The 16,660-nt window shown below is 54.6% G+C and carries 14 protein-coding genes; 1 reads left to right on the top strand and 13 read right to left on the bottom strand.

What is annotated here, in order from left to right:
* Window positions 1-64 precede the first annotated feature (64 nt).
* The 11 genes from coaBC to rnr form a co-directional block, all read right to left on the bottom strand.
* Complete coding sequence (coaBC, locus tag CODIS_RS07415; RefSeq protein WP_069123151.1) at window positions 65-1,267, bottom strand: bifunctional phosphopantothenoylcysteine decarboxylase/phosphopantothenate--cysteine ligase CoaBC; 1,203 nt, start codon at window positions 1,265-1,267, stop codon at window positions 65-67.
* A 56-nt stretch (window positions 1,268-1,323) separates the two neighbouring features.
* Entirely contained in the window at window positions 1,324-2,700 is a 1,377-nt protein-coding gene (radA, locus tag CODIS_RS07410; RefSeq protein ID WP_069123146.1) for a DNA repair protein RadA, read from the bottom strand.
* On the bottom strand, window positions 2,700-3,794 hold the full coding sequence (gene alr / locus CODIS_RS07405; RefSeq protein ID WP_069123141.1) for an alanine racemase: 1,095 nt from the start codon (window positions 3,792-3,794) through the stop codon (window positions 2,700-2,702). The genes radA and alr overlap by 1 nt, the downstream gene beginning before the upstream one ends.
* Entirely contained in the window at window positions 3,794-5,200 is a 1,407-nt protein-coding gene (gene dnaB / locus CODIS_RS07400) for a replicative DNA helicase (RefSeq protein WP_069123136.1), read from the bottom strand. Before dnaB ends, alr begins: the two co-directional genes overlap by 1 nt.
* A 310-nt stretch (window positions 5,201-5,510) precedes the next feature.
* Entirely contained in the window at window positions 5,511-5,960 is a 450-nt protein-coding gene (rplI, locus tag CODIS_RS07395) for a 50S ribosomal protein L9 (RefSeq protein ID WP_069123655.1), read from the bottom strand.
* Window positions 5,961-6,030: 70 nt separating this feature from the next.
* Window positions 6,031-6,942, bottom strand: a complete 912-nt coding sequence (locus tag CODIS_RS07390; protein WP_069123132.1) for a DUF2232 domain-containing protein — start codon at window positions 6,940-6,942, stop codon at window positions 6,031-6,033.
* A 31-nt stretch (window positions 6,943-6,973) separates the two neighbouring features.
* Complete coding sequence (rpsR, locus tag CODIS_RS07385; protein ID WP_069123127.1) at window positions 6,974-7,198, bottom strand: 30S ribosomal protein S18; 225 nt, start codon at window positions 7,196-7,198, stop codon at window positions 6,974-6,976.
* A 25-nt stretch (window positions 7,199-7,223) separates the two neighbouring features.
* Entirely contained in the window at window positions 7,224-7,661 is a 438-nt protein-coding gene (gene rpsF, locus CODIS_RS07380; protein ID WP_069123124.1) for a 30S ribosomal protein S6, read from the bottom strand.
* A 213-nt stretch (window positions 7,662-7,874) separates the two neighbouring features.
* Window positions 7,875-8,624 (bottom strand): TIGR04219 family outer membrane beta-barrel protein, encoded by a 750-nt coding sequence (locus CODIS_RS07375; protein ID WP_083220607.1) that lies wholly within the window; start codon window positions 8,622-8,624, stop codon window positions 7,875-7,877.
* Between the two features lie 82 nt (window positions 8,625-8,706).
* A complete protein-coding gene (rlmB, locus tag CODIS_RS07370) occupies window positions 8,707-9,453 on the bottom strand; it encodes a 23S rRNA (guanosine(2251)-2'-O)-methyltransferase RlmB (protein ID WP_069123119.1) in 747 nt (248 codons plus the stop codon).
* Window positions 9,453-11,816 (bottom strand): ribonuclease R, encoded by a 2,364-nt coding sequence (gene rnr, locus CODIS_RS07365; protein ID WP_069123113.1) that lies wholly within the window; start codon window positions 11,814-11,816, stop codon window positions 9,453-9,455. Before rnr ends, rlmB begins: the two co-directional genes overlap by 1 nt.
* A gap of 149 nt (window positions 11,817-11,965) precedes the next feature.
* On the opposite strand from rnr, the gene CODIS_RS07360 reads away from it, so the two are divergent.
* A complete protein-coding gene (locus tag CODIS_RS07360) occupies window positions 11,966-13,948 on the top strand; it encodes a monovalent cation:proton antiporter family protein (protein ID WP_069123109.1) in 1,983 nt (660 codons plus the stop codon).
* On the opposite strand, the gene lysS is transcribed toward CODIS_RS07360, so the two are convergent.
* Both lysS and prfB read right to left on the bottom strand, forming a co-directional pair.
* Window positions 13,945-15,450, bottom strand: a complete 1,506-nt coding sequence (gene lysS / locus CODIS_RS07355; protein WP_069123104.1) for a lysine--tRNA ligase — start codon at window positions 15,448-15,450, stop codon at window positions 13,945-13,947. The two genes, CODIS_RS07360 and lysS, sit on opposite strands and share 4 nt — an antisense overlap.
* A gap of 83 nt (window positions 15,451-15,533) precedes the next feature.
* A protein-coding gene (gene prfB, locus CODIS_RS07350) for a peptide chain release factor 2 (RefSeq protein ID WP_154723048.1) occupies window positions 15,534-16,632 on the bottom strand; the annotation gives its coding sequence in 2 pieces (ribosomal slippage) (window positions 15,534-16,556 and window positions 16,558-16,632; 1,098 coding nt in all).
* Window positions 16,633-16,660: the final 28 nt, after the last annotated feature.

The following is a 16,660-nucleotide window of genomic DNA, read 5'->3' as shown; positions in this document are numbered from 1 at the left end:
CCCCGAAATACCGCAACCAGGTAGTGTATTGTTGTATCCCCGGCAGCGACAGAATACTTACCCTTCAGATGCGGGCACGATATTGCGCAGCGATCCTCTCGGCCAGCCGGTGAGCCAGTACCGATTTTGTCATCATCGGTAACTCTTCCCGACCATCCTGCCACAACAATAGTAGTGCATTCCGGTCGGACTCAAATCCTCCTTCATCAGTACCGACCTTATTCGCAGCTATGATATCCAGCTGCTTGCGGCGACGTTTTTCATCTGCATGCTGCTCGACCTTTTCGGTCTCAGCGGCAAACCCTACTGTGAACGGCGGGCTTTCTGTTGCAGCCACTTCAGCGAGTATATCGGGATTCCTGACAAGTTCCAGTGTTTGTTTCTCTTTGTTTTTCTTGATCTTATCAGTGGCGATTTGTATCGGACGATAATCAGCGACTGCCGCAACTGCGATAAAAATATCACAATCCTCAACATGCTCCATGACTGAGGAATACATCTCAAGCGCTGTTTCCACATGGATAGTTGTAATATTCGAAGGTATGGCAAGTGATGTAGGGCCGCTTACCAGCGTCACTTCCGCACCTAAATCCCGCATCGATTGCGCCAGCGCATACCCCATCTTACCCGAACTGCGATTGCCCACGAAGCGGACGGGATCGATAGCCTCCCGGGTTGCACCCGCAGTCATCAGTACTCTGACACCTTCCAGAATACCCGGACTGAAATGGCTCTCGGCCATTTGACACAGGACCTCGGGTTCCAGCATTCTCCCCGGCCCGGTTTCACCACAGGCCTGCGCACCATCATCGGGCCCCCAGCAGAGATAACCCCTTATCATCAGTCTCTGCAGATTCTCCTGGGTTACCGGATTCAGCCACATCTGCCGGTTCATTGCGGGTGCCAGCGCAATTTGCACCTCGGTGGCCAGACAGAGTGTAGACAGAAGATCATCCGCCTGTCCCGTCGCAGCGCGGGCAATAAAATCCGCTGTCGCCGGTGCAATCAATACCAGGTCGGCCCAGCGGGCTAGAGAGATATGATCCATTGCCGCTTCCTGGGCTGGATCGAGAAGCTCGGTATAGACCGCATGGCCTGAAAGGGCCTGAAAGGTCAACGGTGTGACAAATGCCCGGGCCGCCGGAGTCATGACCACGCGCACTTCAGCCCCGGCTGTTTGTAGGGCCCGCAGCAGCACTGCACTCTTATAACAGGCAATACCACCGGTCACCCCTAATAGGATCTTTTTGTTTGATAATCCCGACATGACGTCCCGATCACCTTGGCAAGGAGAGGTAAGAGTACCCCATGCAACTGAAAATGTTAACAAATCTCCAACACATCGGATAATTTATCCACGCCTGTCACCTGCAGTCCCTGTATCGGCTGCTTGGGTAGATTCAGGCGTGGAACGACAGCCCGTTTAAAACCATGCTTGGCTGCTTCACGCAGACGTTCCTGGCCATTCGGTACCGGCCTGATCTCTCCCGTCAATCCCACTTCACCAAAAACAATCAAGCCCAGATCGATCGGCCGATCGCGAAAACTGGAGAGCGCCGCCATCAAGACAGCCAAGTCTGAAGCCGTCTCTGTTATACGCACTCCACCAACCACATTGACATAGACATCCTGATCAAACATCCCGATGCCGCAATGACGGTGTAGAACCGCAAGTAACATGGAGAGCCTGTTTTGTTCCAGGCCAAGGGTAACCCGGCGTGGATTTGCCAGGGGACTTTCATCCACCAATACCTGGACTTCCACCAACAGTGGGCGTGTTCCCTCGCGGGTGACCAGAATGATGCTTCCCGGCACCGTTTCGGCCTGACGGGAAAGAAAGATTGCAGAAGGATTGCTGACCTCCTTCAGTCCTTTATCCGTCATTGCAAAGACACCCAATTCATTGACGGCACCATACCGGTTTTTGATGGTGCGAATGAGGCGGAACTGGCTGCCGGCTTCACCTTCGAAATAGAGCACACTATCCACCATATGCTCCAATACCCGGGGGCCGGCCAGGCTACCCTCCTTGGTCACATGCCCGACGAGAAAAACCGCCGTGGCGCGACGTTTGGCAAAATGCACCAGTTGTGCTGCGGCCTCTCTCACTTGGGAGACAGAACCGGGGGCGGACTGCAACAGCTCTGTATACATGGTCTGGATTGAATCAACCACCAACACCTGTGGACGTTCCCGATCTGCAGCGGCGATGATCCTCTCGACACAGGTTTCGGGTAACAGCTGCAGTTTGTCGGTGGGAAGCCCCAGGCGCCTGGCGCGTAATGATAGCTGACGAGGTGACTCTTCACCCGAAACATAGAGCGTGTGCTGGGAATCGGAAAGGCGTGCCAGGGTTTGAATCAACAGGGTCGATTTCCCGATACCCGGGTCACCACCGATCAGAACAACCGAACCCTCGACAAGCCCGCCCCCCAAAACCCGATCCAGCTCGGGGCTTCCGGTTGAGGAGCGTACCTCCCGCTCACTTTCCACATCAGTCAGGTTGATGATCTGCGGGGATGTCGCTCCCGCGTAGCCGCTATAGCGACTGTTCGTGCCGGAGACCGGGGCAGCAAGACTCTCCTCCAAGGCGTTCCAGGCTTGACACTCAGAGCACTGCCCGGCCCACTTGGGAAAGCTGGCGCCACACTCACGGCAGACATAGAGCGATTTCACCTGACGCTTACCACCTTGTGCCATCAACCCTCCCTATCCCGATTGACGTCGAGAAACTCGACACGCTTTTTGACGCCACAGAGCAGTTCGTATGCAATGGTCCCTGCCGCTTTCGCAATTTCCTCCACCGGCAATTCCCTGCCCCACAGCACTGCTTCGTCACCCACCTTCACGCCGGGCAGACCCCGCGCGTCGACACTGATCATGTCCATGGATACCCGGCCTATCAGGGGCAGACGTTTTCCCGACACCAATACGGGGGTACCGCTGGGGGCGTGGCGTGGATAGCCGTCACCGTATCCGATGGCGATGACTGCCACTCGCATCGCCTCGGGGCAAGTGAAGGTGCCGCCATAGCCGATTCGCTCGCCTTTGCGGCAATCTTTAACAGCAATCACCCGACTCTGCAGAGTCATGGCCGGCAATAGGCCTTCGGCGGCGGCACTGGAATCGATGAACGGGGATACACCATACAACATGATCCCCGGGCGCACCCAATCCGCGAGCGACGCCGGATGTCCGAGAAGACCAGCTGAGTTGGCGATGGAACAGGCATCGAAAGGGGTATGATCGATGGACTCGAACAAGGCGCATTGGGTCTTGGTGAGCGGATCACGCCTGTCATCCGCATTAGCCAAATGGGTCATCAGGTTAAGCGCTGCGATCGCCGGATTTGCTCGCAGTGCCGCAACTGACCCGGAGAGTTCTTGATCCTCGAATCCCAACCTGTGCATGCCTGTATCAAACTTGATCCAAAGCTTCAACGATTGCGGTTTAAGGCGCGTCTTAGTCAGTAGATCTAACTGCGATCCATGATGGAGCACGATCTCAAACGACGCCTCAGCTGCCTTTTTGAAATCATCCTCGCAATAACAGCCACCCAGGACCAGAACAGGCTGGGTAACCCCCGCATCCCGCAGGCCTATAGCCTCATCGAGTCTTGCGACAGCCAACCCATCAGCCTCAACGAGCGTATCGGCAACACACAACATACCGTGACCATAACCATCCGCCTTGATCACAGCCCATACTTTGCGACCTTTTGCGGCCTCCTTTGCACGCTTCAGGTTATGACGAAGCGCCGCATGGTCGATAATGGCCTGCGGGGCATAGCCCATCAATAGCCCTCATCACCGTAAATCTCGTCGGTGTAGTTTTCGAATTTTGTATATTTACCAAGAAAAGTCAGACGGGTCGTACCAATCGGACCGTTACGTTGCTTACCGATGATAATTTCCGCAATGCCCTTATCCGGACTGTCTTCGTTGTATACCTCATCGCGATAGATAAAGACGATCAGGTCGGCATCCTGCTCGATGGCGCCCGACTCACGCAGGTCAGACATGATGGGACGCTTGTTGGTACGCTGCTCCAGGCTCCGGTTGAGCTGGGAGAGGGCAATCACCGGAACATCCAATTCTTTGGCCAGGGCCTTCAAGGAACGGGAGATGGCGGAGATCTCAGTGGTACGATTCTCCCCTTCGCCCGGAGCCTGCATCAATTGCAGATAATCAATCACGATCAGGCCCAGGTCTTTATTCTCACGCTTGAGTCGTCGCGCGCGGGCACGCACCTCGGTAGGTGACAGTGCCGGTGTATCATCGATGTAGAGACTGGTCTCAGCCAGCATACTGACCGCGGATGAGAGTCGTGGCCACTCATCATCATCCAGTTTGCCGGTACGCACCCGAAGCTGATCGATACGCCCCAGAGAGGACATCATACGCATCGCCAAGGCATCACCCGGCATTTCCATACTGAATACCGCCACACTCTTGCCTCCTTGAATGGCCACATTCTCAGCGATATTCATGGCGAAAGTGGTTTTACCCATTGATGGGCGGCCAGCGACGATAATCAGGTCCGCATGCTGCAGGCCGGAGGTCATCTGGTCGAAGTCGGTAAAACCTGTGCTGATGCCCGTGATCGGTTCATCCTGCTGGAAAAGGGTCTCGATCCTGTCCACCGCCTTGGTCAGCAAGGCCTTGATCGGAGCGAATCCCCCCTTTCCCTTCATCGTCTGCTCGGCAATTTCGAAGACCTTACGCTCCGCGTTGTCGAGCAGTTCTTCGGCCTTCCTGCCTTGGGGATGAAAAGCGCTGTCCGAGATATCCGTGCCCACTGATATCAGTTGCCGCATCACCGAGTACTCACGGACTATGCCGGCGTAGGATTTGATGTTGGCTGCACTCGGTGTCTCTTCCGCCAGTCGCACCAGATAGGGCAATCCTCCGCCATCCTCCAGAACCTCCTTGCGTTCCAGGTGTTCTGCCAGCGTTACTACATCGAACGGCTGACTCTCCTCGGCCTGGGCTGCGATGGCGTTGAAGATCAGACGGTGTTCCTTGCGATAGAAATCACCCTCTACCACCAGGTCCGCGATCTTGTCCCAACTGGCATTATCCAGCATCAGACCGCCCAACACCGACTGCTCGGCCTGAATCGAGTGCGGCGGCACCTTGATGGCACGTGTATCGAGATCCGGGTAGGGTGGTATCTCTTCTGGATAGGCGCTTTCTGACATCAATTTTGGTCTGTTGAGGCGGTGGTGCGAAGTTGCCGAATCGACCTGTAAGGATACGGGATTGCGCTGGCCTAGGAAAGCTGGTTGACCATGGGAGGGAACCACGCTTCGGTGGTCAAATTCGAAAAAATGAGCTCATCGCCCGCAAATGGACGCGAATCACCGCAAAAGAACGCAAATGAGGAGGTAAGATACGGTTTACCGCACCTCGCCTCCTCTTTTTGAATGTGCATTCGTGGTTCGGTGGTTCATCGGATCAGCAATGCGGCAAGCCGCACACTTGTCTCTACCGAACTTGAAGCTCAACCGCTTATGCTTCCGGCACGATCGTCAGTTTGATGGTGGCATTCACGTCAGCATGCAGATGCAGGTTGACCTCATACTCACCCGCGACACGGAATGCACCATTGGGTAGCAACACCTCTTTCTTGGCAAGTTCCACACCGTTGTCAGTGACGGCTTTTGTAATATCAGCGGTACCGACTGAACCAAACAGGCGCCCTTCATCACCTGCCTTGCAGGTGATGGAGATCTCCATTCCGTCAATTTTCGCTTTACGCGCCTCGGCTGCCTGCAGTTTTTCCGCAGCCTCCTTCTCGAGTTCCGCACGACGCTCTTCGAAGATCTTCACGTTCTCTTCTGTCGCCGGTACGGCTTTACCTGAAGGAATCAGAAAATTACGGCCAAAGCCGCTCTTTACATTAACCTTCTCACCCAGATCACCCAGGTTATCCACTTTTTGCAATAGAATTATTTCCATTGTAACCACCTTCATATAGGTCAATTCATAGGTTACCGAGCCCTATTTACAGCCTTCCAGTAACCCGCTCTTACCCGCTTTGACGCTGTCTGAAGCGAGCTCGAAAATCTATCCACACATCCATCAGACCGATAACGGTTAAAGCCATCACCATCTGTGGCATGAACACAATCAGCAACAGGTAGACCAATACCAACCAGAGCTGCACCGACTTCATTCCATTGAACACACCGTGGGCAACAGCCAGCCCCTGCAAAAACGGCACGCCCAGAAAAACGGCTCCCATGCAGTTGAGGGTAACGGGTATACGCTCACCTGGCATCAACAGGAACAGCAATGCCAATACTCCAACCACTCCCACCACCCGGTGCACACGCAGTTGATGGAACTCCTTGGCGAACCCACCCGGGTTGTACAACACTGCCTGCCACCAGCGGGCCAGATAGAGGCTGGATACCAACTGCAGCATATACACCACAGCAACCACACCGCACATCACTACTGATATCTGTTCAACCAGTTGCTGGCTTTGCGACTGATCCAGCAATCCGGTATCCACAAAGCGCTGTCCCAGTGGTTGCAGATACTCCTGCCAGAATGCCGCAGGATCACTCAGTACGATGTACTGTACCAACACAACCAGCAGGCCAAACCCAATGGCCACTTGTGTCGTGAATGCCAGTGACATGGTGTTCCGCAACAGCATGCCGAGTAAGGCGACCGGCAGCCAAAATACCAGCAAAATTCCAACTGCAGGTAGTGGATTACCGATTATTACCCACATCAACAGGGCAATGGCCAATGTCGACAGAAGTAAGGTTTTAATCCCGGCTGACATCCCTTGACGAAGGAAAACCAACCCTGCGCAGGCACTGCCTAAAATGCCGATAAACGGAAATACCAGAGACAGCATGGTCAGGCCCGTCGTAGCCATTGCTGACTGGGACGTCCCGCGCATCACAAAGGATGCCAATGCTTTCATGCTCCGTTACTCCGGAAGGTAAATACCTCCTTTAATGCTGATCAGTGTATGGCAGAAGCGCCAAGTAGCGTGCCCGCTTGATAGCAGTGGCAAGCTGACGTTGATACTTTGCCTTGGTACCGGTGATGCGGCTTGGAACGATCTTGCCACTCTCACTGATATACGCCTTGAGCAGATTCAAATCCTTGTAATCGATCTCGTTGATACCCTCCGCAGTAAAGCGGCAGTATTTCTTACGTCGGAAAAAACGTGCCATGTATAGTACCTCTCAATCCACTCGATTAATCTTCGTCCGAAGGTTCGGTTTCTTCTTCGGGCTCATCGGAAGCTTCATCATCATCCGCTGTGACAGCATCATCATCGCGGTTACGCGAAGATGCGCCTTCTCTCTCTTCCTCTTCCTGGGACTTGGCCAGTTGAGAGATTTCGCTGACTGCTTCGTCGCGACGAATGACCAGGTTACGAATCACGGCATCGTTGAAGCGAAAGGCACTCTCCAGTTCGGACAATGCCTCGGCATCACACTCGATGTTCATCAAAACATAGTGTGCCTTGTGGATCTTATTGATGGGATAGGCCAGCTGACGGCGGCCCCAATCTTCCAGGCGATGGATCGCACCACCCTTGGTTTCGATACCCGAACGATAACGCTCGATCATAGCGGGTACCTGTTCACTCTGGTCGGGATGGACCAGGAACACGACTTCATAGTGCCTCATTGTCTCTCCTTTCGGGTTAGGCAGCCTCCCGCAAATGCGGTAAGGCAAGGAGTGATGCCCGGTCCAGTCGCCATGCCGTCCTTACGAGACGCCACCAGCGGCAGTCGGGCACCGGGAAGCGGCGGATTCTACCGAGTTGCGGGGAAATCTGCAACTTGTAGAGGCGGGATCTGTATAGATCCCCCCTATTCAGTCAATAATGCGGGAACCGGCTCAGAAATCTGCCTGTACCCCGAGGAAGGCACCATCGAAATCCCAATCCGTGTAGATGCCATCCAGGTCATCAAGCTCCAGGGAGATGCGATGATAACCGCCCCTGAGGCTGATATCGACAGCCAGGCTTTCCACCAGTTTGAAGGCGACCCCTGCGGTATAGTCCTGCAGGGTGTGATCGCCCACACTCAATAGGTTAAGGTCACCAAAAAACGAAAGACGCGTGGCGGGCACACCCACCTCAACGGCCCCATGAAACATCGGCACATAACCGTCGAAGGTCTCACTGGCCCGCAGACCATTACTCTCAACCTCGATATCGCCATCCAGATATTTGACATTCAATCCCAGGTCGAAAGAGATCGTGTCGTTATCGAAGATCTCGTAATAGAAGATAAAATCGGTGTTTTGCGCCTCGAAATCCACATTCACATCGAGATCTGCCGGAAAATCGGTATCCGAAAAGCTGAAGTCGTCCGACAGACGCTGATCACCCGAAGAGCTGAGATCATTGGTTCTGATCTTTAAATTCGGCACCAGTGGCAACGGGTGCTCGAATGCGAGTGTCAGGATGGCGTTGCGTTCGCTGTCGAGGTCGAAAGATTGCAGATCGCTGCTATCTGCGAAGGAACCTGACGACTCCATGTTCCAAAAATCCACATCGGCAGTCATACCCAGCACCGTGTCGGCATAGACGGGCGTAACCATCAAGCCGGCAAGCAAAGATATGCAGGTTAGTTTTCTGATCACAACGCTCTCCTCAACTTAGAGCCCGATAACACTGATGATAGGCCCTGGATATAGCCTCTCGGCTGTCATTCCCTCGTAAAAACTAAAAGCTACCACGCTGACGAACCGCTTCATAGAGAGCGATACCGCTGGCTACCGAAACATTGAGGCTCTCCACATTTCCCGCCATTGGCAGCTTCACCAGCAGATCACACTGTTCTCTCGTCAGTCTGCGCAATCCCTTGCCCTCTCCCCCCATGACAATCGCCAAGGCGCCACACAGATCGGTTTCATACAGCGTTTGAGTCGCCTCACCCGCGGTGCCGATAAGCCATACGCCCTCCCCTTTCAACCACTTCAGGGTTCGAGCCAGATTGGAAACCTGAATGAAGGGCACCGTCTCCGCCGCCCCGCTCGCTACCTTTCTGACCGTCGGCGTCAATGACACCGATCGATCCCGGGACGCAACAACCGCATGTACACCCGCGCCATCGGCACTTCTTAGACACGCCCCTAAATTGTGTGGGTCCTGAACGCCATCGAGTATGAGCAGAAACGGAGGCTTCTCAAGCCGTTTCAACAGTGCCCTGAGATAGGGTTCATCCTGTGTCTGCCGTTGCTTGACGCGCAGCGCCACACCCTGATGATTTTCCACATGGACCCTCTGGTCCAACACCTTGCCCGGTATTCGGTGGCATGGGATACCCGCTGTTTCGGCAAGCCCAACGATCTCTTTAATACGATCATCCCGTCGCTTGCTGTCGACCAGCAGCTCTTCAACCCCCTCCGATTGCTGCAGTGCTGATTTCACCGCATGCAGGCCCATTACCCATGCATGGTTATCCGACATCAGCTCTTCTTCGTACCTGTTTTGGGTCGTCTTTTCCGTGTCTTCTTCTTACCTGACTTTTTGTCTTTGCCGGAGGTTTTTTCTTTTTCAGTCCTTTTCGGTTTTCCAGGCTCAGTTCTGCCAGGGGTACGTTTCCGGGTACGGCGTGATTTTCTTTTTGCGTCCGTTGCCTGTTCCACCTCCTTGGCAGGCACAAAATCGATCTTACGATCGTCCAGGTTAACGCTGGCCACGACTATGCTCAACGGATCACCCAGGCGCAGTACCTTACCGGTACGCTCCCCGGTTAGGCGATGCCCCACCGGATCGTAGTGATAGTAATCGTTATGGAGTGCTGAAATATGCACCAGGCCATCGACATAGATTTCGTCGAGTTCGACAAATACGCCAAATGAATTGACACTGGTGATAATCCCGTTGAAGGTCTCACCAACCTTATCCTGCATATATTCACACTTCAGCCAATCGAGGGCATCCCGAGTTGCCTCATCGGCTTTCCTTTCGGTGCTTGAGCAGTGTTCGCCCAGGGCTTGAAGCTCTGCCTTGGTATATTCGAAGTCATCTGCACTACCCTGATTGATTGCATGTTTGATGGCTCGATGGACAATCAGATCGGGATAACGTCGTATCGGTGAGGTGAAGTGGGTATAGGCCTGATATGAGAGACCGAAATGGCCCACATTGTCCGAACTGTAGAGTGCTTGAGAAAGAGAACGCAATAGAACAGTCTGGATCAGGTGTCTGTCGGCACGTTCTTTGATCTGTTCCAGCAGTATCGCATAATCGGAGGCCTTGGGTTTCTTACCCCCAGGCAGACTCAGCCCCAGTTCACCCAGGAACTCCCTCAAATCGGTCAGTTTTTCATCCGCTGGTCCCTCATGGATGCGATAGAGCGCGGGTTGCTTATTTCGCAGCAGGAAGCGTGCTGTCGCCACATTCGCAGCCAACATACACTCTTCGATCAGGCGGTGCGCATCGTTCCGTTCTACCGGTATAATCCGTTCAACTCGCTTCAGCTCATTGAATTCTATCCGGGTCTCGGTGGTATCGAAATCGATGGCACCCCTTGTCGACCGCTGTTCCAGCAACACCTGGTAGAGTTGATAGAGATGGTGCAGATGAGGCAACAGCTTGGCGTGTTTTTTACATAATTCGGGATCGCCTTCAAGCATTGCCGCCACGTCGTCATAGATCAATCTCGCATGGGATCGCATCACGGCGGGAAAGAATTTCGATCTCGTCACCTTGCCGCTTTTGTCGATATAGAGTTCACAGGTCATGCAGAGGCGGTCGACCCGTGGGTTGATGGAGCAAAGGCCATTCGAGAGTTTTTCCGGCAGCATGGGTACCACCCGGTCCGGAAAATAGACCGAGTTGCCCCTGTTCCGCGCCTCACTGTCCAGGGCACTGCCCGGTTCGACATAGTGAGAAACATCGGCGATACAGACCAGCAGGCGCCAGCCTTTCGGTTTGGGTTCGCAGTAGACGGCATCATCGAAATCCCTGGCATCCGCACCATCGATGGTCACCAGCGGGAGATGGCGCAAATCGACCCTGCCCTTTTTGTCCGGTTCGGCCACTTCGGATTTGACGGCCTTGATCTGATGCTCCACTTCATCCGGCCAGTCGACCGGTATACTGTGGGTGCGAATGGCGATATCGGTCTCCATACCCGGTCCCAGATGATCTCCCAAGATCTCTGTGATACGGCCGATGGGAGGTGTGCGCTTGGTGGGTTGATCCAGAATCTCTGCAACCACCATCTGTCCCTGTCTGGCGACACCGATCTCGCTGCTCGGGATAATCACATCCTTACTGAGCCGCTTGGAATCGGGCACCACAAAGCCCACACCAGTCTCCATGTAGAGACGACCGGCGACATTACGTGTATTACGCTCCAATACCTCAACGACCGCCCCTTCCAGACGGTTGCGGCGATCCATCCCGGTCACCCTCACAACGGCCCTGTCGTCATGAAATACGGAACGCATCTCTTTGAAGGAGAGATAGAGATCGTCACCCCCATCATCGGGCCTGAGAAAACCGAAACCATCCGCATGTCCGATAATCCGCCCGACGATCAAGTCGCGCTTATTGACCAGACAGTAGTTGTCATTACGATTACAGACCAGCTGTCCGTCACGCTGCATGGCGCGCAGGCGTCGACGCAGTGCTTCGAATTGATCTTCCGAAACGAGTTCAAGACGATCCGCCAGAGAGAGCATGTCCATCGGGACACCCTCTCTTTCCAGGGTCTCCATGATGAACTCCCGGCTTGGGATGGGATTCTGGTATTTACGTGCCTCGCGTGCATGGTGCGGATCCTTCACGCTGGATCGTCTGCTCTTTTTTCTGTTTGCCACGTTTTGTCTTATTTGTTTGCTGAAAAAAAGGATTTTAACATTTAACCGATTAATACCCCATGACTTATCCCATCCTATCTCAATTGGGATTGGATTTATTTCATCGATATCATCAAACTTGTTGCACTATCGGCCCGGCTTGACCCGAAATGAACATTCACACGTTACAGATCATCCTCATATTACTCGCTGTTGCCGTTTTGACAGTGACGCTGTTCAAACGATTTCACCTGCCGCCCATACTCGGTTATCTGATCGTCGGTATCCTGGTCGGCCCGTTCGGCACAGGTGTGATCGCATCCAATGAAGAGACCCGCTTCCTGGCCGAATTCGGGGTTGTATTTCTGCTTTTTGCGATTGGGCTGGAGTTCTCCCTGCCGCAGATGATCGCCATGAAAGGCGCCGTATTCGGTCTCGGCGGCAGCCAGGTATTGATCACCGGTATTATCGCCGGTGGCATTGCCTGGTTGTTGGGACTCGAGTTGGCTGCAGCATTCGTTATCGGCGCCATTCTGGCGCTCTCCTCGACCGCTATCGTGATTAAACAGTTAATAGAGCAGGTTGAGCTGAATACGGCGCATGGCCGTGTCGGGGTCAGTATTCTGCTATTCCAGGACCTGGCGGTAATCCCGTTACTGGTGGTGATTCCCATACTTGTCAGCGATGCGGAGCAGGGCTTGCTGATACCGCTCTCCTGGGCCTTGATCAAGGCCGCGGTGGTGTTCACGGTAATCATGGCGATTGGTCACTGGGCACTGCGTCCGCTGTTTCATGAGATCGCACGCGCCCGATCGGCTGAATTGTTCACGCTGACTGTACTCCTGGTATCCCTTGCCGCTGCCTGGTTGACCCATGAAGCGGGGCTCTCCCTGGCCTTGGGCGCCTTTCTGGCCGGCATGATGCTGGGGGAGACCGAGTATCGCCATCAGATCGAGGCCGATATCCGCCCTTTTCAGGATGTTCTGCTCGGGCTCTTCTTCATCACTGTGGGAATGCGTGTCGACCTCTTGTCACTGCTGCCTCAACTGCAGTGGGTATTTCTTGTCGCCGCCGCCCTCATCGTGGTTAAAGCGGCGATCATTCTGCTGTTGGTGCGTCAGACCAAGCAATCTTCCGCAACCGCATTTCGTTCAGGACTGTTGTTGGCGCAAGGCGGTGAGTTCGGTTTTGTGTTGCTGGACCTCTCCCTGCAATCTTCCCTGATACCCGGTGAGGCAGGGCAACTGCTGTTTGCGGCGATAATAATCAGCATGGCGATCTCCCCTTTTCTGATTCGCTACAATAGCAAGCTGACAGAAATATTCTGTCAATTGCGTCCTTCGGACCAGGATTATGCCATCCCTCAGGACCTGGAGCATGAGGCAGAGGGAATGGAGCAGCATGTCATCATTTGCGGTTATGGTCGTATTGGCCAAAACCTGGGCCGACTCCTCGATCATGAAGGTTTTCCCTATGTTGCCCTCGATCTCGATCCCTCGGTGGTCAGGGAGGCCCACGAGGCTGGTGAACCGGTTCATTTCGGCGATGCCACTCGCCATGAGATTATGCATGCGGCCGGTATCGAGCGTGCCGGTGTGGTGGTGGTCACTTTCGAAGGCCACACCATTGCATTACAGATCCTCCACCACATCCGCAAGGTGGCGCCGCAAGTGCCCGTCCTGGTACGAACCAAAGACGACTCGCATCTGGAGGAGCTGGAAGCGGCAGGTGCGGCTGAGGTCATGCCGGAGGCGGTTGAAGCCAGCCTAATGATGGGTGGACAGCTTCTGCTGCTATTGAAGGTGCCGGGTTCCCGTATCCTCAAGATCATGCGCGAAATTCGCGAGAATCACTACAAACTGCTACGCGATTTTTACCATGGGGAGGAAGCCATCGATCTCGATCACGAAGAGGGCTTTCAGGAACGCCTGCATACCGTCACCCTGCCCGATCGTGCATTCGCCGTCGGACATACCATAGAAGACCTGCACCTATGGGATTGGGATGTCAGTATCACCGCGGTGCGTCGGGGCGGCATCAGGGGCGAGGCGCCGGCCCCCGAGACCCGCCTGCAAGCGGGAGATGTCCTGGTACTGGCCGGAACCGCGCACCATCTGGAACATGCAGAGGGTCTGCTGTTGTATGGTCTTTAAGACCCCGCCAACTCCGGCCGCATGTGTGGAAACAGCAGCACGTCGCGAATCGAGGGCGAGTCGGTAAGCAGCATCACCAGACGATCAATCCCTATCCCCTCGCCTGCGGTAGGCGGCATGCCATGCTCCAGTGCACGCACATAGTCGGCATCGTAATGCATCGCCTCATCATCCCCCGCCTCCTTCTCCTCCACCTGTCTGCGAAAACGTTCCGCCTGGTCTTCGGCGTCATTGAGTTCGGAGAAACCATTCGCAATCTCACGTCCGCCGACGAAAAATTCAAATCGATCGGTCACGAACGGATCGTCGTCGTTGCGTCTCGCCAGGGGTGAAACCTCGGTGGGATAGGCAGTGATGAAAGTGGGATTCATCAGGCGATGCTCCACACTTTTCTCAAATATCTCGATCTGAATCTTACCGAGCCCATAGCTCGGCTTGAGGGGAATCTCCATCCGTTCGGCAATGGCCCGGGCCTGTGCCTCGTCATCCAGCATCTCCGCGGTGATGTCGGGATTGAAATGGCAGATGGACTCCTTGACGGTCATGCGCTGGAAGGGGCTGCCGAAATCATAGCGCTCACCCTGATAGGACACTTCCGTGCCACCCAGGACCTCCTGACATAGACCCCGCAACATCGCCTCGGTAAGATCCATCAGATCGTTGTAGTCCGCATAGGCCTCATAAAATTCCAGCATGGTGAATTCAGGATTGTGGCGGGTGGAGAGCCCTTCGTTACGGAAATTACGGTTGATCTCATAGACCCTTTCAAACCCTCCTACCACAAGCCGCTTCAGATAGAGTTCCGGGGCGATGCGCAGAAACATGTCCATGTCGAGGGCATTATGGCGGGTAGCAAAGGGACGTGCTGTGGCGCCGCCGGGTATCACCTGCATCATGGGTGTCTCCACTTCCAGGAAACCGCGCTGATCGAGGTAATTGCGAATAAACTGCACTATCCGGGTACGTAGTCGAAAGGTGTTGCGCGACGCCTCGTTCATGATCAGATCGACATAGCGTTGACGATAGCGAATCTCCTGGTCGGAGAGACCGTGAAATTTCTCGGGAAGGGGCCGTAGCGCCTTGGTCAATAAGCGGAGACTGTCGACTTTGACGGACAGTTCGCCGGTTTTTGTCTTGAACAGAATACCTTCGGCTCCGATGATGTCTCCGATATCCCACTTCTTGAATTGAGTGTTATAGACACCCTCATCAAGTGCGTCCCGTTGCACAAAGAGCTGCATCCGTCCCGACATATCCTGCAGATGGGCAAAGCTCGCCTTGCCCATCACCCGCCGGCTCATCATGCGTCCGGCCAGTCTGACCCTGAGCCCCAAAGCTTCAAGCTCTTCACCCGACTTCTCCCCATATTCGGCATGCAACTCGCCGGCCATGCTGTTGCGGCGAAAATCGTTCGGAAATGCGTTCCCGTTATCGCGCATCTGCTGCAGCTTCTCGCGGCGTTGGGCGATGAGTTTGTTTTCGTCCTGGGTCTCGTCATTCATGGTCTGTTCAACTCAAAATATTCAATAATTTCAATCATTGCTTGAACCTGTCCGGCGCCATCCGCATGGTATTGGCAAGCGGGTCAAACACCGCTTTTAAGACTCGCCTCGATAAACATATCGATTCCGCCGTCGAGCACGGCCTGGGTGTTTCCGGTCTCAACTCCGGTGCGCAGATCCTTGATCCGTGAGGCATCGAGCACATAACTGCGAATCTGGCTGCCCCAGCCTATGTCGGATTTGCTCTCCTCCAGCTCCTGTTGCGAGGCATTTCGCTTCTGCACCTCGAATTCGTACAACTTGGCCTTGAGTTGCTTCATGGCCGTTGCCTTGTTCTTGTGCTGCGAGCGATCGTTCTGGCACTGAACCACAATCCCGGTCGGGTTGTGGGTGATTCTCACCGCCGATTCAGTGCGGTTGACGTGCTGTCCCCCCGCACCGCTGGCACGGTAGACATCGATTCGCAGATCGGCGGGATTGATATCGACCTCGATGGAATCATCGATCTCCGGGGAGACGAAGACAGCGGCAAACGAGGTATGACGCCGGTTGCCGGAATCGAACGGCGATTTTCGTACCAGACGATGCACACCGATTTCAGTGCGTAACCAGCCGAAGGCATATTCTCCCTCGTACCTCACCGTGGCACTCTTGATACCGGCCACCTCGCCCGCGGACACTTCGATGAGCTCTGTCTTGAAACCGCGATGTTCGCCCCATCGCAGATACATACGCAGCAACATCTCTGCCCAGTCCTGTGCCTCGGTACCGCCCGAGCCGGCCTGGATATCGAGGAATGCGTTACAGTGGTCGGTCTCGCCGGAGAACATGCGCCTGAACTCCAGATCCGAGACCTTTTTACCAAAATCCGCAAGCTCCTCCTGGATGGCCTCGACTGCAGCCTCATCCTCCTCCTCGACCGCCATCTCCAACAGCTCGTCTGCATCAGCCAGGCCATTGGTGAGATCGTCAAGCGTGAGTACCACCGTTTCAAGGGTGGCGCGCTCACGGCCCAGGGCCTGAGCCCGTTCCTGATTATTCCATATCGTGGGATCTTCCAGTTCGCGAAGAACTTCGGTCAGGCGTTCCTGCTTGCCTTCATAGTCAAAGATACCCCCTCAGGGAGGTGGCCCGTCCCTTCAAATCAGCAATGGTTTGGCTAATAGGATTAATATCTTGCATGGCAATACCGGCTTGGGAAAAAGCGGGA

The organism is Candidatus Thiodiazotropha endolucinida (assembly GCF_001715975.1).
In the GTDB taxonomy this organism is placed as follows: Bacteria; Pseudomonadota; Gammaproteobacteria; order Chromatiales; family Chromatiaceae; genus Thiodiazotropha; species Thiodiazotropha endolucinida.
Note: the sequence above shows the minus strand (reverse complement) of the source record. Positions and strands in the feature narration are given on the sequence as shown.

What these genes read in the sequence shown, in the direction of transcription:
- rpsR (WP_069123127.1), bottom strand. Translation starts at nt 7,198, where the DNA reads ATGGCACGTTTTTTCCGACGTAAGAAATACTGCCGCTTTACTGCGGAG.
- rplI (WP_069123655.1), bottom strand. Translation starts at nt 5,960, where the DNA reads ATGGAAATAATTCTATTGCAAAAAGTGGATAACCTGGGTGATCTGGGT.
- lysS (WP_069123104.1), bottom strand. Translation starts at nt 15,450, where the DNA reads ATGAATGACGAGACCCAGGACGAAAACAAACTCATCGCCCAACGCCGC.
- dnaB (WP_069123136.1), bottom strand. Translation starts at nt 5,200, where the DNA reads ATGTCAGAAAGCGCCTATCCAGAAGAGATACCACCCTACCCGGATCTC.
- radA (WP_069123146.1), bottom strand. Translation starts at nt 2,700, where the DNA reads ATGGCACAAGGTGGTAAGCGTCAGGTGAAATCGCTCTATGTCTGCCGT.
- alr (WP_069123141.1), bottom strand. Translation starts at nt 3,794, where the DNA reads ATGGGCTATGCCCCGCAGGCCATTATCGACCATGCGGCGCTTCGTCAT.
- coaBC (WP_069123151.1), bottom strand. Translation starts at nt 1,267, where the DNA reads ATGTCGGGATTATCAAACAAAAAGATCCTATTAGGGGTGACCGGTGGT.
- CODIS_RS07360 (WP_069123109.1), top strand. Translation starts at nt 11,966, where the DNA reads ATGAACATTCACACGTTACAGATCATCCTCATATTACTCGCTGTTGCC.
- rpsF (WP_069123124.1), bottom strand. Translation starts at nt 7,661, where the DNA reads ATGAGGCACTATGAAGTCGTGTTCCTGGTCCATCCCGACCAGAGTGAA.
- CODIS_RS07390 (WP_069123132.1), bottom strand. Translation starts at nt 6,942, where the DNA reads ATGAAAGCATTGGCATCCTTTGTGATGCGCGGGACGTCCCAGTCAGCA.
- rlmB (WP_069123119.1), bottom strand. Translation starts at nt 9,453, where the DNA reads ATGTCGGATAACCATGCATGGGTAATGGGCCTGCATGCGGTGAAATCA.